Below are 17,162 nucleotides of genomic sequence, written 5' to 3' on the forward strand. Positions count from 1 at the left end.
GGCGGGCAAGTTTCGGGGGGAGGTTGGAAAACTTTCGTCAGGCGGGCGGCGCTGCGGTCGAGCCGCGCTCGATCAGCGTGGTCGCCAGCTCCAGCCGGGGGTTCTCGACCTCCCCCGCACGAAGGCGCAACGCCAGTCGGGTCGCCTCCTCCGCCATCTCCTGCAGCGGCTGCCGCACCGTGGTCAGCGGCGGCCGCGCCCATGACGCTGACGGCGCGTCGTCGAACCCGACGACGGACACGTCGCGCGGAACGTCCAGCCCGAGCGCGAACGCGGCGTCGCAGACGCCGAGCGCCTGCATGTCGTTGCCGCACACGATCGCCGTGGGGCGGTCGGGGCCGGCCAGCAGCCTCCGTCCCTCCCGTTCGCCGTCGGCCCGCGAGAACCCGGCGGCACGGGCTCGGCCCGGGATGCGGACGCCCGCCTCGTTCAGCGCCGACTCGTACCCGGCGAGGCGCGCACGGGAGCAGAGCATGTCGGCCGGGCCGCCGATCGCCGCGATCCGGGTGTGGCCCAGCGCGAGCAGGTGCCGGGTCGCGGCGACGCCGCCCGCCCAGTTGGTCGCGCCGATGGCCGGGACGTCCGGCGGCGGATCGCCCGCCGGGTCCACGACCACGAACGGGATGTTCCGCGTGCGCAGCTGGCGGCGGTGGTCCGCGGTCAGGTTCGAGAACTGCAGCACGATCGCCACGGGCTTCCTGCGCAGGACGCCGGTGATCAGCTCGTCCCCGACGGCGTGGTAGTCGCCGATCGTCGAGAGCGTCAGGGCGAGTCCGTTCTCGCGGCTCACCCGCTCCACCCCGCGGATCACGGCGACGGACCACTCGCTCGCCAGGTTCTCGATCACGAGCTCGACGGTCTCGCCGCGCTCGGCATCCACACCCCGCCGGGCGTAGCCGGAGTCGTGCAGCAGCTCCTCCACGCGCCGCCGGGTCACGGCCGACACCCCCGGCCGGCCGTTCAGCACCTTGGACACCGTGGACAGCGAGACGGAGGCCTCGCGCGCGATCGCCTCCAGCGTCGGACGGGTGGGAGCGGGCATGCAGCCACTGTGCCACAATGACGCCCACGCTCCCCCACGAACGAAACCCCCTCCGAAAGCGAGACCGATGCCGCTCAGCGACCTCACCCACGACGAACTGCTGGCGTTCCGCCCGGACGTTCAGGAACCCGCCGACTTCGACGCCTTCTGGGAGCGGACCATCGCGTCGGCCCGGGAGGCCGGCGGCGTGCCGGAACTGACCCCGGCGGACACCCCGGTCACGCAGCTGCGGATCGACGACCTCGTGTTCCCCGGGTTCGGCGGCGAGCCGATCCGGGCATGGGTGTCGCGTCCGCTGAACGCCGACGGGCCGCTGCCCGCCGTCGTGCAGTACCAGGGCTACGGCGGCGGCCGCGGGCTCGCGGGCGAGAACGTGTCGTGGGCGCTCGCCGGCTACGTGCACGTCTTCGTCGACACGCGCGGGCAGGGCAGCGGCTGGGGCTCCGGCGGAGACACCGCCGACCCGCACGGCTCGGGGCCGGCGACGCCGGGCGTGATGACCCGCGGCATCCACTCGCCGGAGACCTACTACTACCGCCGCGTGTTCACGGACGCCGTGCGCGCCGTCGACGCGACCCGCGCGCTGCCGTTCGTGGACGCCTCCCGCGTGGCCGTGGCCGGCGGCAGCCAGGGCGGCGGCATCGCCCTGGCGGCCGCCGCGCTGTCGGGCGACGCCGTGTCGGCGGTCCTGCCGGACGTCGCGTTCCTGTGCGCCTTCCGCCGCGGCGTGGAGGTCGCCGTGGGGGGCCCCTACCAGGAGCTCGCCACGTACCTGTCGGTGCACCGCGACGAGGTCGCCGACGTGTTCCGGACCGTGTCGTACTTCGACGGGGTGAACTTCTCCCGCCGCATCCACGCGCCCTCGCTGTTCTCGGTGGCGCTGATGGACACCGTGGTGCCGCCGTCGACGACCTTCGCGGCCTACAACCACCTCGCCGCGGAGGACCGCACCATCGAGGTCTACCCGTTCAACGACCACGAGGGCGGCGGCGCCCTGCACTTCCGTACGCAGGCCGCCTGGCTCGCCGCGCGCTTCGCCCGCTGACCCCCGCCCCGGCCCCGCCACTCGTCACGAACCGCCTCCGTTCGTGACGAATCGCGCCCATTCGTCACGAATCGCGTGCACTCGTCACGAATCGGATCGCAGCCGTTCGTGACGAATCGCGTGCACTCGTGACGAATCGCGGGCGTTCGTGACGAATGGTGCGGGTCAGGCGGGCGGGGCGGTGGTGGCGCGGCGTACGAGGCGGGTCGGCAGGCGCAGGTGGATGCGCTCGGGCGTCTCGCCGTTCATCAGCGAGATCAGCAGGTCGGCGGCCGCCGCTCCGAGTCCCTGCATCGGCTGCCGCACGGTGGTCAGCGGCGGGCTGAACTGCGACGCCTCCGGGATGTCGTCGAAGCCGATCACGCTGAGGTCGCGGGGCACGTCGAGGCCGAGCTCCGCCGCGACCTCGATCACCGCGATCGCCGAGATGTCGTTGGCGGCGAACACCGCGGTCGGCCGGTCCGCGCGGCTCAGCAGCGGCAGCGCGACCCCGCGCACGGTGTCGTGCTCGAAGCGGCCGACCGCGACCAGCGACGGATCGAACGGGATGCCAGCCTCGCCGAGCGCCCGCCGGTAGCCGGCGTCGCGCAGGTTGGACGAGCGCAGGTCGGGGCGGCCGGCGACGAAGGCGATCCGGCGGTGGCCCAGCGCGATGAGCGCCGCGGTGGCGTTGCGCGCGCCGCCGAAGCTGTCCGACTCGACCGTCGGCACGTCGGCTCGGCCGGTGTGCGGGTCGATCGCGACGATGGGCACCTCGGCGTTCGCGTTCACGACCGTCGGGGTCACCATGATGACGCCGTCGATGAGCGTCCCACTGAGCCGGCTGAGCGAGCGCCGCTCCCATCCCTCGCTCGACGGCTGGCGGGAGCCGCTGTAGGCGAGCAGGTCGTAGCGCGAGTCGTGCAGGGCCGCGCCGACGCCCTTCAGGATCTCGGCGGAGAACGGCTCGAAGTCGGCGACGAGCACCCCGATCACGCCCGTGCGCCGCGAGCGCATGCTCGATGCGACGAGGCTGGACTCGTACCCGAGCTCCTGGACGACCTGCAGCACGCGCTCCACGGTCTCCACCGCGACGCCGTAGCGGCCGTTCACCGCCTTGGACACGGTGGCGACCGAGACGCCGGCCGCCTCGGCCACGTCATTGATCGTCGGACGCCGTCCCATGGCGGTCGAGCATACAGTAGAAAAGGTTTTCGAAAACGTTTGACACCGCTCCGGGCGCTTGCGACACTTCCGAGCGTCCCCACCTCAACGAAGAGAACAGGTTGGAATCACATGAAAGGCACCAAGCTCCTCACCGGGGCCGCCGTCGTGATGGCCGGCGCGCTCGCCCTCAGCGGGTGTAGCGGCGGCTCCGACAGCTCCAGCAGCAACGGCAAGGTCAGCATGACCCTCTGGCAGAACTCCACCACCGGCCCCGGCCAGGAGTTCTGGAAGAACGCCGTCGCCGCATTCGAGAAGGCGAACCCCAACGTCACCATCAAGGTCCAGTCCATCCAGAACGAGGACCTCGACGGAAAGCTCCAGACCGCGCTGAACTCCGGCGACGCTCCCGACATCTTCCTGCAGCGAGGCGGCGGCAAGATGGCGGCGATGGTCAACGCGGGCCAGCTCATGGACATCACCGGCAAGGTGTCGTCCGAGACCAAGAAGAACATCTCCGAGGGCTCCTTCAAGGCGGAGACCTACCAGGACAAGATCTGGGCCATGCCGATCGCCGTGCTCCCGGGCGGTCTGTTCTACAGCCAGGACCTGTTCAAGGCCGCCGGCATCACCGACGCTCCGAAGACGATCGACGACCTCAACGGCGACGTCACCAAGCTGAAGGCCACCGGCGTCGCGCCGATCGCCCTCGGCGCCAAGGACGCCTGGCCCGCCGCGCACTGGTTCTACTGGTTCGCGCTGCGCGAGTGCGCCGGCTCCACCATGGAGAAGACGGCCGACTCGAAGTCGTTCTCGGACGGCTGCTGGCTGAAGGCCGCGGAGGACCTGCAGAAGTTCGCCGACACCAAGCCCTTCAACGACGGCTTCCTGACCACCTCCGCCCAGCAGGGCGCGGGCAGCTCGGCCGGCCTCGTCGCCAACCACAAGGCCGCCATGGAGCTCATGGGCGCGTGGGACCCGGGCGTGATCGCGTCCCTGACCCCCGACCAGAAGCCCCTGCCCGACCTCGGCTTCTACCCGTTCCCGGAGGTTCCGGGCGGCAAGGGCGAGCCCGGCTCGATCATGGGCGGCGTCGACGGCTACTCGTGCTCGGTCAAGGCTCCCAAGGAGTGCGCCGACTTCCTCAACTTCGTGGCCACCACGGACCAGCAGGAGGCCTACTACAAGGCCTTCAACGCCCCGCCGGTGAACTCCGAGGCCCAGAAGGTCGTCACCGAGCCCTACCTGAAGGATGTGCTCAAGGCGTACAACGCGGCCCCGTTCGTCTCGCAGTGGCTCGACACCGTGCTCGGCCAGAACGTCGGCAACGCGCTGAACGTCGCGGTCGTCGACATGCTGGCGGGCAAGAGCGACCCGAAGCAGCTCATCCAGGCGGCCAACGACGCCGCGAAGAAGGGCTGAGGTAGTCCGACGTGACGAACATCCGCGAGAACACCACCGGCCTCGCGCCGGCCGCGGGTCTCGCGCAGCACGGCGGGGGCGACGCGATCGTGTCGCCCCCGTCGCGGCAGCGCCGCCCCCGCAAGGGCCGCTGGTCCGGCCGGCTCGAGATCCTCCTGCTCGCCGGGCCCGCAGTCGTCGTCTTCCTGGGCTTCGTGATCGCCCCGGTCGTGATGGCGGCCTACTACGGCTTCTTCCGCTGGGCGGGCTACGGCACGCCGACCGACTTCGTCGGCCTGCAGAACTACATCACCATCCTGACCGACTCCGCGTTCCAGCAGGCGCTGGCGCACAACGCGTTCATCGTCGTCATGTCCCTCGTGCTGCAGGGACCGGTCGCGATCCTGCTCGCGCTGCTGCTCAACCGCAAGATGCGCGGCCAGTCCCTCATCCGCGTCCTGATCTTCGTGCCGTACGTGATCGCCGAAGTCGTGGTCGGGACGGGCTGGAGCCTGATGCTCGCCACGAACGGCGCGCTGAACGGCATGCTCAAGAACCTCGGGCTCGACTTCCTCGTGCACGACTGGCTGTCCGACCCGAGCCTCGCCATCTGGACGCTGATGGGCATCCTGACCTGGAAGTACGTCGGTTTCGCCGTCATCCTCTTCCTCGCAGGCCTCCAGGGCATCCCGGAGGAGCTGTACGAGGCGGCGGCTCTGGACGGGGCCTCGTACTGGCAGATCCAGCGTCGCATCACGCTCCCGCTGCTGGGTCCGACCCTCCGCATCTGGGCGTTCCTGTCGATCATCGGCGCACTGCAGCTGTTCGACCTCGTCTACATCATCTGGGGCCAGTACGTCGCATCGACGGCCGGCACCTCCACCATGGCGACCTACATGGTCGCGAACGGCCGCAACGCCGGCAACTTCGGCTACGGCAACGCCGTCGCCGTCGTGATCTTCCTGATCTCGCTCGTCGTGGCCCTCGTCTACCAGCGGTTCGTGCTCCGGCGCGACACGGCGGGCGCCCTCACCGGCGACAGCCGGAAGGCGCAGCGCGCAGAAAGGAAGGGACGATGACGACCCTCACCGCGACCCCCGAGCCGACGCTCCCCACCGAGACCCGCAAGAAGGAGAAGGGCCTCCCGTGGGGTTCCCCGGCGATCTACTTCGTGGCGCTCGTCGTCATCGCGCTGATGCTCGCCCCGATCGCGTACATCGTGATCGGCGGCTTCCGCACCAACTCGCAGATCACGGTCGACCCGGCGGGCTTCCCGAACCCCTGGAACGTCGCCAACTACCTGGACGTCCTCAGCGGCAGCACCTTCTGGCAGGAGGTGCTCAACTCCACGATCGTGGCGGTGGTCACCACGCTCGGCGTCATCGCGCTCGGCCTGATGGCGAGCTACGTGCTGGCGCGGTACCGCTTCCGCGGCCGCGGAGTGCTCTACGCACTGTTCGCGGCGGGCCTGATGTTCCCCATCACGGTCGCGATCACGCCGCTCTACATCGTGGTGCGCAACCTCGGCCTGATGAACTCGCTCGGCGGCGTCATCCTGCCGCAGATCGCGTTCGCGCTGCCGACGACGATCATCATCCTGGTGCCGTTCCTGCGGGCCATCCCGGACGAGATCGAGGAGGCCGCGTTCATCGACGGCTGCAGCCGGCTCGGCTTCTTCTGGCGGATGGTGCTCCGGCTGTCGCTGCCCGGCGTCATCACCGTCGGCATCCTCGCCTTCATCGCCAGCTGGAACAGCTACCTGCTGCCGCTCTTCCTCCTCAACAACGACGCGACATTCACCCTCCCGCTCGGCGTCCAGGCGTTCTCGTCGCAGTACTCCCAGGACACGGCGAAGGTGCTCGCCTTCACGTCGCTGTCCATGATCCCGGCGCTGGTGTTCTTCAGCCTGTTCGAGCGCCGCATCGTCGGCGGCCTGACCGGCGCCGTCAAGGGCTGACGCCCTCTCCATCAGAAGTGAGATCGAGAATGACCGAAACCTCCACGGGGCCGACTGCGCCCTCCGAGCGCGTCCGAGCCCTGCTCGCCGACATGACCCTGGATGAGAAACTCGCCCAGCTGGTCGGCTTCTGGGTCGACAAGGGCGACGAGCTCGTCGCCCCGATGGCCGGCGAGATGGGCAACCCGGGGGCATACGAGGAGGTCACCGCCAACGGCCTCGGTCAGCTCACCCGCGTGTACGGCACGCGTCCGGTCGAGCCGGCGGAACGCGCCGCGTGGCTGTGGTCGGAGCAGCGGCGGCTGAAGGAGGAGACCCGGCTGGGCATCCCCGCGCTCGTGCACGAGGAGTGCCTCACGGGACTCGCCGCGTGGAAGGCGGCGACCTTCCCGACCCCGCTGGCGTGGGGCGCGTCGTTCGACCCCGAGCTGGTGGAGGAGATGGCCGGGCTGATCGGCGCCTCGATGCGCCAGCTGGGCATCCACCAGGGCCTCGCTCCGGTTCTGGATGTCATCCGCGACCCGCGCTGGGGCCGCGTCGACGAGTGCATCGCCGAGGACCCGTACGTCGTCGGCACCCTCGGGACGGCCTACGTGCGCGGCCTGCAGGGCGCGGGCGTGCACGCCACCCTGAAGCACTTCGTCGGCTACTCCGCGTCGCAGGCGGGGCGCAACCACGCTCCCGTCCACGCCGGCCCGCGCGAGGTGCGCGACACCCTCCTCCCCCCGTTCGAGATGGCGGTGCGGGACGGCGGCGTGCGGTCGGTCATGAACTCGTACGCCGAGATCGACGGCGAGCCGGTCGCGGGAACACCCGCCTACCTGACCGGCATCCTGCGCGACGAGTGGGGCTTCGACGGGACGGTTGTCTCCGACTACTTCTCCGTCGCGTTCCTGCACACCATGCACGCGGTGGCGGCCGACCTCGGCGAGGCGGCGGCGCTGGCTCTCGCCGCGGGGATCGACGTCGAGCTGCCGACCGGCGACGCCTTCCTCGGCCCGCTGGCCGACCTGGTCCGTTCCGGAGGGGTCGACGTCGGCCTGATCGACCGGTCCGTGCTCCGGGTGCTGGCGCAGAAGGAGGAGCTGGGCCTGCTCGACGCCACCTTCGACGAGCCGCCGACGGAGATCGACCTCGACACCCCGGCCCACCGCGACGTCGCGCTGCGGCTGGCCGAGGAGTCGCTCGTGCTGCTGACCAACGACGGCACGCTGCCGCTCGCCGGCTCCCCCGCGCGCATCGCGGTCCTCGGGCCGAACGCGGATGCGCCGGAGGCGCTCATGGGCTGCTACTCGTTCGCCAACCATGTGCTCGCCCACCACCCCGAGGTGCCGCTCGGCTTCGAGCTGCCGTCGGTGCTGGACGCGGTCCGCGGCGAGTTTCCGGACGCGTCCGTCGCGCACGAGCGCGGCTGCGCCGTCGAGGGCGACGACCGCTCCGGGATCCCGGCGGCGGTGAACGCGGCGAGCGCCGCGGACGTCGCCGTGGTCGTCGTCGGCGACCGGGCCGGACTGTTCGGCCGCGGCACGGTCGGCGAGGGCAACGACGTTGAGAGCCTGGAGCTCCCGGGCATCCAGCGCGAGCTCGTGGAGCGGGTCGTCGCGACGGGAACGCCGGTCGTGCTCGTCGTGCTCTCCGGCCGGCCGTACGCGATCTCCTGGGCCGTCGAGGGCGTCACCGCACCGGCCGCCGTGCTGCAGGCGTTCTTCCCCGGCGAGGAGGGCGGCCGTGCTATCGCGGCCGTGCTGTCCGGCCGGGTCTCCCCCTCCGGGCACCTGCCGGTGTCGCTGCCCCGCTCCGCCGGGGCTCAGCCGTACTCGTACCTGCACCCGATCCTCGGCGGCCCGAACGAGATCACCAGCGCCGACAGCACCCCGGTGCTGCCGTTCGGTCACGGTCTGTCGTACACGTCGTTCGAGCGCTCCGGGCTCAGCGTCGACCGTGAGGTGGAGGCGGGCGACGCGTTCACCGCGACCGTGCGCATCCGGAACACCGGCGAGCGCGCGGGCACCGACCTCGTCCAGCTGTATGCGCGGGATGTGCACGCCAGCGTGACCCGCCCGGTCGCGCAGCTGCTCGGCTACCACCGGGTGGCGCTGCAGCCCGGCGAGGAGACCGTGGTGCGGTTCTCCGTGCCGACCTCGCGGCTCGCCTTCTCGGACCGCGCGATGCGCCGGATCGTCGAGCCGGGCGCGGTGGAGGTGTGGGTCGGACCGTCGTGCGCCGAGCGCGAGACGGCGGCAGAGCTGACGATCACCGGCGCCGTGCACGCGATCACCCCGGCCGACGCGCGGCTGGTGACGTCGACGGCCGAAGCGGCTACCGTGAGTGCCGTCTTCACCGACGCGCTCTGAGACGGGGTCGCGCCGCGGGCGCACATCCTGTATAAGTTTATTGGAACAACAAATCACCGACGAAGCTGAAGGAATCCCCATGAGCCTCACCCCCACCCGCGCCGACAAGTTCTCGTTCGGACTGTGGACCATCGGCTACAACGGCACCGACCCGTTCGGCGGCCCGACCCGGCCGCAGCTCGACGTGGTCGAGGCGGTGCACAAGCTCGACGAGCTCGGCGCCTACGGCCTCACCTTCCACGACGACGACCTGTTCGCGTTCGGCTCGACCGACGCCGAGCGCCAGAAGCAGATCGACCGCCTCAAGCAGGCCCTGCAGGACACCGGCATCATCGTCCCGATGGTGACCACGAACCTGTTCTCGGCCCCCGTCTTCAAGGACGGCGGCTTCACCTCCAACGACCGCGCCGTCCGCCGCTTCGCGCTGCGCAAGGTGCTCCGCAACCTCGACCTCGCAGCCGAGCTCGGCGCCAAGACGTTCGTCATGTGGGGCGGCCGCGAGGGCGCCGAGTACGACGCCGCGAAGGACATCCGCTCGGCCCTCGAGCGCTACCGCGAGGCCGTCAACCTGCTCGGCGACTACGTCACCGACAAGGGCTACGACATCCGCTTCGCCATCGAGCCGAAGCCGAACGAGCCGCGCGGCGACATCCTGCTGCCGACCGTCGGTCACGCGCTCGCGTTCATCAACTCGCTGGAGCGCCCGGAGCTCGTCGGCCTCAACCCGGAGGTCGGCCACGAGCAGATGGCGGGCCTCAACTTCGCCGCCGGCATCGCCCAGGCGCTGTACCACGACAAGCTGTACCACATCGACCTCAACGGGCAGCGCGGCATCAAGTACGACCAGGACCTGGTCTTCGGCCACGGCGACCTGCAGAACGCGTTCGCCCTCGTCGACCTGCTGGAGAACGGCGGCCCCGACGGCGGCCCGGCCTACGACGGCCCGCGCCACTTCGACTACAAGCCGTCGCGCACCGAGGACATCACCGGCGTGTGGGACTCGGCCGCGGCCAATATGCGCACCTACCTGCTGCTCAAGGAGCGGGCGCAGGCGTTCCGCGCCGACCCCGAGGTGCAGGAGCAGCTGGAGGCGTCGCGTGTGATCGAGCTGTCGCGCCCCACCCTCGGCGAGGGCGAGTCGTACGACGACCTGCTGGCCGACCGCAGCGCCTACGAGGACTTCGACCCCAGCGCCTACTTCGGCGGCAAGGGCTTCGGCTTCGTCCGTCTGCAGCAGCTCGCCCTGGAGCACCTGCTCGGCGCCCGCTGAGCCTCCCCCATCCCATCCCCATCCCCCATTTCCGTGAGGTGCTCGCAGTTGCTCGCCCGGCCCGCGTGTCGGCAGCATCTGCGAGCACCTCGCGTCGTTGAAAGGACGCCGGCGTGACGTTGGTCGCGGGAGTCGACTCGTCGACTCAGAGTTGCAAGGTCGTGGTTCGGAACCTCGAGACGGGAGGACTGGTGCGCTCCGGGCGCGCGGCGCACCCGGACGGGACCGAGGTCGACCCCGCCGCCTGGTGGTCGGCGCTGCAGGAGGCGCTGGCGGACGCGGGCGGGCTCGACGACGTCGACGCGATCTCCATCGCCGGGCAGCAGCACGGGATGGTCGTGCTGGATGCGGAGGGCCGGGTCATCCGCGACGCCCTGCTCTGGAACGACACCCGCTCGGCGCAGGCCGCCCGCGACCTGATCGCCGAGGTCGGCGCCGAGGCCTACGCCGAGCGCGTGGGCGTCGTCCCCGTCGCCTCCTTCACCGCGACCAAGCTGCGCTGGCTGCGGGATGCGGAGCCCGCGAACGCCGCCCGCGTCGCGGCCGTCGCGCTCCCCCACGACTGGCTGACCTGGCGCCTGCTCGGCTACGGCCCCTCCGGCGAGAGCGAGCTCGGCCCGGACCTCGAGGCGCTCACCACCGACCGCTCCGACGCCAGCGGCACCGCGTACTGGAGCGCAGCGACCGGTGCGTACGACCTCGACCTGTTCGAGCGCGCCCTCGGGCGCCCCGGCCGCGAGGCGGGAGCCGCCGACGCGGACACGAACGCCGTTGTGCTGCCGCGCGTGCTCGGCTCCGCCGAGTCCGCCGGCCGCACGCCCTCCGGGGTGCTCGTCGGCCCCGGCGCGGGCGACAACGCGGGAGCCGCGCTCGGGCTCGGCGCCGCCGAGGGCGACGTGGTCGTCTCGATCGGGACCTCGGGCACGGTCTTCGCCGTCACCGACGGCCCCGTCTCGGACGCGTCCGGGACCGTCGCCGGCTTCGCCGACGCGTCCGGCGTCTCCCTCCCGCTCATCGCGACGCTCAACGCGGCGCGCGTGCTGGGGTCCATCGCGGGACTGCTGGGCGTCGACCACGACGGACTGGCGGAGTTGGCCCTGTCGGCCGAGCCCGGGTCCGGCGGGGTGGTGCTCGTGCCCTACTTCGAGGGCGAGCGCACGCCGAACCTGCCGGACGCGAAGGCCAGCATCCACGGCCTCACCCTCGCCTCGACGACGCCGGCCAACCTGGCGCGGGCGGCGATCGAGGGGATGCTGTGCGGGCTCGCCGACGGACTCGACGCGGTGCGGTCGGTCGGGGTGAAGGAGCGGCGCATCCTGCTGATCGGCGGCGCCGCGCAGAACCCGGCCGTCGCCCAGGTCGCCGCGCAGGTCTTCGACGCCCCGGTCGAGGTTCCCGCGCCGGGCGAGTACGTCGCCGACGGCGGAGCCGTGCAGGCCGCCTGGGCCCTGACCGGCTCCCGCCCCGCCTGGACCGTGGAGACCCTCACGACCCTCCCCGTCGACACCCGCCCCCTCATCCGCACCCAGTACGCCGCCGCCCGCCCCTGATCCCGGGCCGGCTACGACGCCAAGAGCTCCTGAGTTTTTCGAGCGACTCGCCGCGTGGCGGGTGGAAGAACTCAGGAGCTCTTGGCTTGGAGCGGGGGTCAGAGGGCGGCGGCGGCTTGGGCGGCGAGGGTTGCGGGAGGGGCGGCGATGTCGAGGGTGATGTGGCGCTCGTCGGGGGTGAGGGGCTCCAGGGTGGCGAGCTGGCTCTGCAGCATGCCCGCCTTCATGAAGTGGTGCTCGCGGGAGGCCAGCCGTTGTTCCAGGAGTTCGGGCGTGCCCGCCAGGTGCACGAACGTCACCTCGTCGCGCCGCAGCACGTCCCGGTAGCGCCGGGCGAGCGCGGAGCACGCGACCACGACCGACCGCCCCGCGGCCAGCCGCTCGTCCGTCCAGGCCGCGATCGCGGCGAGCCAGGGCGCACGGTCGTCGTCGGTGAGCGGGATGCCCGCGGCCATCCGTTCGACGTTCGCGACGGGGTGCAGCGCATCCCCCTCCAGGAGGTCCCAGCCGAGCCGCTCGGCGAGGAGCGCCGCCACGGTCGACTTGCCGCAGCCGGCGACCCCCATCACGACGACCGCGCGCCCGGCGCTCATCCGAGGCCGCCGACGAACAGACTGAGGACGAGCACGCCCGCCAGGCCGACGATCGAGACCAGGCATTCCAGCACCGTCCAGCTCTTCAGCGTCTGCGGGATGTCGAGCCCCAGGTACTCCTTCACCAGCCAGAACCCGGCGTCGTTGACGTGCGAGAGGAACACCGAACCCGCGCCGATCGCCAGCACCATCAGCGAGATCATCGGCGTCGACAGGTGCTCGGTGAGCGGCAGCAGGATGCCGGCAGCGGTCACGGTCGCGACCGTCGCGGAACCGGTGGCGACGCGGATGAGCGCCGCCACCGTCCAGGCGAGCAGCAGCACCACGATGCCGCTGGCGCCGGTCGCCCAGCCGGCGATGACCTGGCCGATGCCCGTGTCCACGAGCACCTGCTTGAAGCCGCCGCCCGCGCCGACGATGAAGATGATGCCCGCGATGGGCGGCAGCGACGCGCTGAGGCTGGTCTGGATGGCCTTGCGGTCCATCCCGCCGCCGACGCCGAGCAGGAACAGCCCGGCGAGGACCGCGACCGTCAGGGCGATGACGGGAGTCCCCAGGAAGTCGACCGCGACCTTCCACACGGGCGCCGCGTCCGGCGACGCGATGTCGGCGACCGCCTTGGCCAGCATGAGCACGACCGGCAGCAGGATGCTGACGAGCGCCGCGGCGAACGACGGACGGCGACGGGTCTCGATCTCCTTCTCGTCGGCGACGAACAGGTCGGGCACGCCGACCGGCACCCAGCGGGCGGCGAGCTTGCTGAACAGCGGACCCGCGATCGCGATGGTCGGGATGGCGACCAGCACGCCGAACGCGAGGGTCAGGCCGAGGTTCGCACCGAGGGCGCCGATCGCGACGAGGGGGCCCGGGTGCGGCGGGACGAGGCCGTGCATGGCCGAGAGGCCGGCGATGGTCGGCAGGGCGATGCGCATCAGCGGCAGGCCGGAGCGGCGGGTCACCAGGATGATGACCGGCATGAGCAGCACGAGGCCCACCTCGAAGAACATCGGCAGGCCGATGATGGCGCCGACCGCGCCCATCGTCCACGGCAGCAGCCGCGCGCTCGTGCGGGAGACGAGGGTGTCGACGATGCGGTCGGCCCCGCCCGAGTCGGCGAGCAGCTTGCCGTACATCGCGCCGAGCCCGATGAGCACGCCGACGCTGCCCATGGTGTTGCCGAAACCGGTGATGAAGCTGGCGACCACGGCATCCGCGGCCATGCCGCCGACCAGCCCGGCGACGAGCGAGCCGAGCAGCAGCGAGAGGAACGGGTGGAGCTTGAGCCAGGTGATGAGGATCACGATCACCGCGATGCCGACGATGGCGGCGAGGATCAGCTGTCCCTCGGGGGCGGTGGGGTGGGGCGCCGGAGCGGCGGCGGCCGCGAGGCGCGAGAGGGTGGTGTGGAGCATGAACGTCCTTGGTCAGTGCGGATAGGGCAGGAACACTCTAGGAATAAATCAGATTTGTGTCTAATCAATGCCGGACAATACCGACATTACGCCGACCAACGACCGCTTTGACCGGATGAGTCTCCTCCGCGGATAATGAAGCGTGACCCAGCCAGCGCCCGGCTCCCGCCACGAGCAGACGATCGCGTCGCTCGGGGCCCGGATCGTCGCGGGCGACATCCCGGTCGGCACGGTGCTGACGCCCGAGAGCCTCGGCAGCTCGCGCACCGTCCTGCGCGAGAGCATCCGCGTGCTCGAGTCGCTGGGCCTCGTGCAGGCGCGCCGCCGCCGCGGAACGATCGTCACCCCGTCGAGCGCCTGGCAGGCGCTCGACCCACGCGTGCTCGCCTGGCGGCTCGCCGGTCCCGACCGGCTGACCGCGCTCGGCGACCTCAGCGAGCTGCGCCTCGCGGTCGAGCCGGTCGCCGCGCGCCTCGCCAGCGCCCGGGCGACGCCGGCGCAGTGCGGCGAGCTCACGGCCGCCATCGTCGGCATGGCGGCGACGCAGCGGTCCGCAGATCACGACGAGTACCTGGCGCACGACCGCGACTTCCACCGCATCCTGCTGGAGGCCTCCGGCAACCCCACCTTCGCCGCCCTCAGCGGCGCGGTGGCGGAGGCCCTCAACGGCCGCACCGCGCACGACCTCATGCCGCACAACGCCAACCCCGAGGCGATCCGCCTGCACGAGGAGGTCGCCGCGGCGGTGCGTGGAGGCGACGCGGCGGCCGCGGAGGCGGCGATGCGGGCGATCGTCGAAGAGGCGGACGCCGCGGTGCAGCGCGTAGCGCGGGCGTAGCGCGGGCGCGGCGCGGGCGTAGGGCCGCTACCGCCGCAGCAGCCGCGGCCCCACCGCCCAGGCGAGCCCGCACAGCACCACGGTCAGCGCGAAGGCGCCGACGTACGGCCACCCGCCGTCGAGCAGCCGGAGCGCCGCGAACACGATCGCCGTGGCCGCCAGGGCGATCGCCGAGCCGGTGGCATCCGCGATCGAGAGGGCCGAGCTGTTGAAGCCCTGGTTCTCCGGGGTCGAGTACTTCAGCGTGAGCACGCCGAGACGCGGGTACAGGATGCCCATCCCGCCGCCGGCGAACGCCCAGCCGACCACGACGACCGTGGGGTGGAGGTGCCACACCGCGGTCGAGATCAGGCAGGCGAGCGCGATCGTCAGCCCCAGTGCGCCGAAACGTGCCGCGGCGAGGTCGGTGATCGACGGGAACCGGCCCTGCAGCCACGAGGCCGCCGACCAGGTCAGGCCCGCCGCCGTGAGCGCGAGGCCCGCCACCGCCGCCGACAGGCCGTACTCGGTGACCATGATGCGCGGCACGTACACCTCTGCTGCAAAGAAGGTGCCGGCCACGAGCGCGCGCATCAGGATGACGCTGGGCAGCCCGGCCCGCGCCAGCAGCGTGCCCCGCGGGATCAGCGGCCGGATCGCGAACGCGGCGACGGCGGCGGCCACGACCGGGACGATCCACTGCACCGGTCCGGAGGCCTCGGCGGCGAGCGTGAGCGCGAGCACGGCGACGGCGAGGAGCACCGCCCAGAGCAGGCGGGAGACCCGGATCGGCGTCGTCTCCTGCGGGGTGGTGAGCGCTCCACGCATCACGGGCACCACCATGAGCATCGCGAGCGCGACCAGCGTGACGACGCCGAGGAACACCCAGCGCCAGCCGACCGTCTCCGCCAGCACCCCGGCGATGAACGGGCCGATCAGCGACGGGATCACCCAGGCCGCGGCGAAGCCCGCGAAGATCCGGGCGTGCAGCACGGGCGGGTACACCCTCGCCACGATCACGTACAGCACGACGGTCAGGCCACCGCCGCCGAGGCCGTGCACCAGCCGGCCGACGACGAAGACCGGCATCGTGGAGGCCGTTCCGGCGATCAGCAGGCCGGCCGCGAACAGCACGACGGATGCGATCAGGGCGTTGCGCGGGTTCCCCCGGTCGGCCCAGGCCCCTGCGGACACCATCCCGACCACGCTGACCGCCAGCGGCCCCGCGAAGGCGAACGCGTACAGGGCGTCGCCGTGCAGCTCCCGGCTCACCTCGGGCATGATCGTGGTGACCGCGAGCGCCTCGAACGCGGCCAGCATGATCAGCAGGCACATCCCGATGCTGGTCCAGCGGAAGCGCGGGCCGAGCACGCCGCCGGGAGGGGCGACATCGCCGGGTGCGGAGCCTGCAGTCACCGAGTCCAGGTCGCGCGAGCTCATAGGGGCCAGCCTAGGCCCGACCGCCGACGCCGGTCAGGCCGTGCGCGGAGGCGCGGTCGACGAGCGCACGATGAGCTCCGGCTGCAGGCTCACCGCCGTCGCCTCCGCTCCCCCCTCGATCTCGGCGACCAGGCTCTCGACGCTCCGCCGGCCGAGGTCGGTGAAGTCCTGCAGCACGGTCGTCAGCGGCGGCCAGAAGTGCGCGGCCTCCGGGATGTCGTCGAAGCCGACGACGCTCAGTTGCTCCGGGATGCCGAGCCCCCGTTCGCGGGCCGCGTGGTAGACCCCGAGCGCCATCTGATCGTTCGAGGCGAACACGGCCGTGACGCCCGGGTCGTCCAGCACCCGGCGGCCGAGCCGGTAGCCGGACTCCGCCGTCCAGTCGCCCTCCAGGACCGGCTCCGGAGCCAGCCCGGCCTCCTCGAGCTCGGCGCGGTAGCCGTGCACGCGCGCCTCCGCCTCGAACCACTCGAGCGGTCCCGACAGGTGCACGATCCGGGTGTGCCCCAGGCGGATGAGGTGCCCCGTGGCCGCGCGGGCTCCGGCCACCTGGTCGACCGTCAGCTCGCGCTGCACGGCCGAGGGACCGCCGAGCAGGGTCACATAGGGCACGCCGAGCCGCGCGCGGCTCAACCGGTCGAGCACCACCTCCTGCGGGGCGATCACCACGATGCCCTCGACAGACTGCGCGAGCAGGTGGTCGAGCCCTGCGGAGATCGCGTCGGCGCTCAGGTCGGGCAGCTGCGCGACCGCGACCGAGTAGCCGGCGGCCCGCCCGGCATCCTGGATCGCGTTGATGCTCGACACCGGCCCGTAGAGGGCGGCGGCCGAGGTGGAGAGCACGCCGATGGTCCGCGACCGGGCGGTGACGAGCGCCCGCGCGGCGCGGTTGGGACGGTAGTGCAGCTGGTCCATCGCGGCGCGGACCCGCTGCCGCGTCGACTCCCGGATGCTGGGGTGCCCGTTCACGACCCGGGAGACGGTCTGGTGCGACACCCCCGCGAGGGCGGCGACGTCGCGCATGCTGGCGGCGCGCTGGTGCTCGGTCACGCGTCCCCTCCCTGCGTCCGCGGCCCGCGCGGGTGCCCCCATTATGCGCGCTCGCGGTCGCGGCGCCGCGACTGCTGCCGTTCGGAAC

Annotated in this window: 14 protein-coding genes; 8 read left to right on the top strand and 6 right to left on the bottom strand. The window is 71.9% G+C overall.

From position 1 onward, the window contains the following. Positions 1-37 precede the first annotated feature (37 nt). On the bottom strand, positions 38-1,042 hold the full coding sequence (locus HNO83_RS01065) for a LacI family DNA-binding transcriptional regulator (RefSeq protein WP_175335645.1): 1,005 nt from the start codon (positions 1,040-1,042) through the stop codon (positions 38-40). Positions 1,043-1,109: 67 nt separating this feature from the next. Here HNO83_RS01065 and HNO83_RS01070 point away from each other — a divergent pair, with 67 nt between their 5' ends. Further along, entirely contained in the window at positions 1,110-2,087 is a 978-nt protein-coding gene (locus HNO83_RS01070) for an acetylxylan esterase (protein ID WP_175335646.1), read from the top strand. A 165-nt stretch (positions 2,088-2,252) separates the two neighbouring features. On the opposite strand, the gene HNO83_RS01075 is transcribed toward HNO83_RS01070, so the two are convergent. Further along, positions 2,253-3,251, bottom strand: coding sequence for a LacI family DNA-binding transcriptional regulator (locus HNO83_RS01075; protein WP_175335647.1), 999 nt, complete (start codon positions 3,249-3,251; stop codon positions 2,253-2,255). A 111-nt stretch (positions 3,252-3,362) separates the two neighbouring features. Here HNO83_RS01075 and HNO83_RS01080 point away from each other — a divergent pair, with 111 nt between their 5' ends. From HNO83_RS01080 to xylB, 6 genes are all read left to right on the top strand, one after another. Next, entirely contained in the window at positions 3,363-4,652 is a 1,290-nt protein-coding gene (locus HNO83_RS01080; RefSeq protein ID WP_175335648.1) for an ABC transporter substrate-binding protein, read from the top strand. 11 nt (positions 4,653-4,663) lie between these two features. Beyond that, entirely contained in the window at positions 4,664-5,710 is a 1,047-nt protein-coding gene (locus tag HNO83_RS01085; RefSeq protein WP_175335649.1) for a carbohydrate ABC transporter permease, read from the top strand. Then, positions 5,707-6,588, top strand: a complete 882-nt coding sequence (locus tag HNO83_RS01090) for a carbohydrate ABC transporter permease (RefSeq protein WP_175335650.1) — start codon at positions 5,707-5,709, stop codon at positions 6,586-6,588. The genes HNO83_RS01085 and HNO83_RS01090 overlap by 4 nt, the downstream gene beginning before the upstream one ends. 29 nt (positions 6,589-6,617) lie before the next feature. Then, positions 6,618-8,942, top strand: coding sequence for a beta-xylosidase/alpha-l-arabinosidase (locus tag HNO83_RS01095; RefSeq protein ID WP_175335651.1), 2,325 nt, complete (start codon positions 6,618-6,620; stop codon positions 8,940-8,942). A 79-nt stretch (positions 8,943-9,021) separates the two neighbouring features. Beyond that, entirely contained in the window at positions 9,022-10,212 is a 1,191-nt protein-coding gene (xylA, locus tag HNO83_RS01100) for a xylose isomerase (protein WP_175335652.1), read from the top strand. Between the two features lie 113 nt (positions 10,213-10,325). Next, the gene (gene xylB, locus HNO83_RS01105) at positions 10,326-11,762 is read left to right on the top strand and encodes a xylulokinase (RefSeq protein ID WP_175335653.1); all 1,437 of its coding nucleotides are present in this window, start codon (positions 10,326-10,328) and stop codon (positions 11,760-11,762) included. A gap of 98 nt (positions 11,763-11,860) precedes the next feature. On the opposite strand, the gene HNO83_RS01110 is transcribed toward xylB, so the two are convergent. Further along, the gene (locus tag HNO83_RS01110) at positions 11,861-12,355 is read right to left on the bottom strand and encodes a gluconokinase (RefSeq protein WP_175335654.1); all 495 of its coding nucleotides are present in this window, start codon (positions 12,353-12,355) and stop codon (positions 11,861-11,863) included. Further along, positions 12,352-13,767 (bottom strand): GntP family permease, encoded by a 1,416-nt coding sequence (locus tag HNO83_RS01115; RefSeq protein WP_217498550.1) that lies wholly within the window; start codon positions 13,765-13,767, stop codon positions 12,352-12,354. The genes HNO83_RS01110 and HNO83_RS01115 overlap by 4 nt, the downstream gene beginning before the upstream one ends. Positions 13,768-13,909: 142 nt before the next feature. On the opposite strand from HNO83_RS01115, the gene HNO83_RS20685 reads away from it, so the two are divergent. Next, positions 13,910-14,605 (top strand): FadR/GntR family transcriptional regulator, encoded by a 696-nt coding sequence (locus tag HNO83_RS20685; protein ID WP_175335655.1) that lies wholly within the window; start codon positions 13,910-13,912, stop codon positions 14,603-14,605. Positions 14,606-14,632: 27 nt separating this feature from the next. Here HNO83_RS20685 and HNO83_RS01125 read toward each other — a convergent pair whose 3' ends face one another. Then, entirely contained in the window at positions 14,633-16,024 is a 1,392-nt protein-coding gene (locus HNO83_RS01125) for an MFS transporter (protein WP_175335656.1), read from the bottom strand. Positions 16,025-16,057: 33 nt separating this feature from the next. Beyond that, positions 16,058-17,074 (bottom strand): LacI family DNA-binding transcriptional regulator, encoded by a 1,017-nt coding sequence (locus tag HNO83_RS01130; protein ID WP_175335657.1) that lies wholly within the window; start codon positions 17,072-17,074, stop codon positions 16,058-16,060. Between the last annotated feature and the right edge of the window lie 88 nt (positions 17,075-17,162).

Origin of the sequence: Leifsonia sp. C5G2, from assembly GCF_013359685.1 — a bacterium.
Lineage (GTDB): Bacteria > Actinomycetota > Actinomycetes > Actinomycetales > Microbacteriaceae > Leifsonia.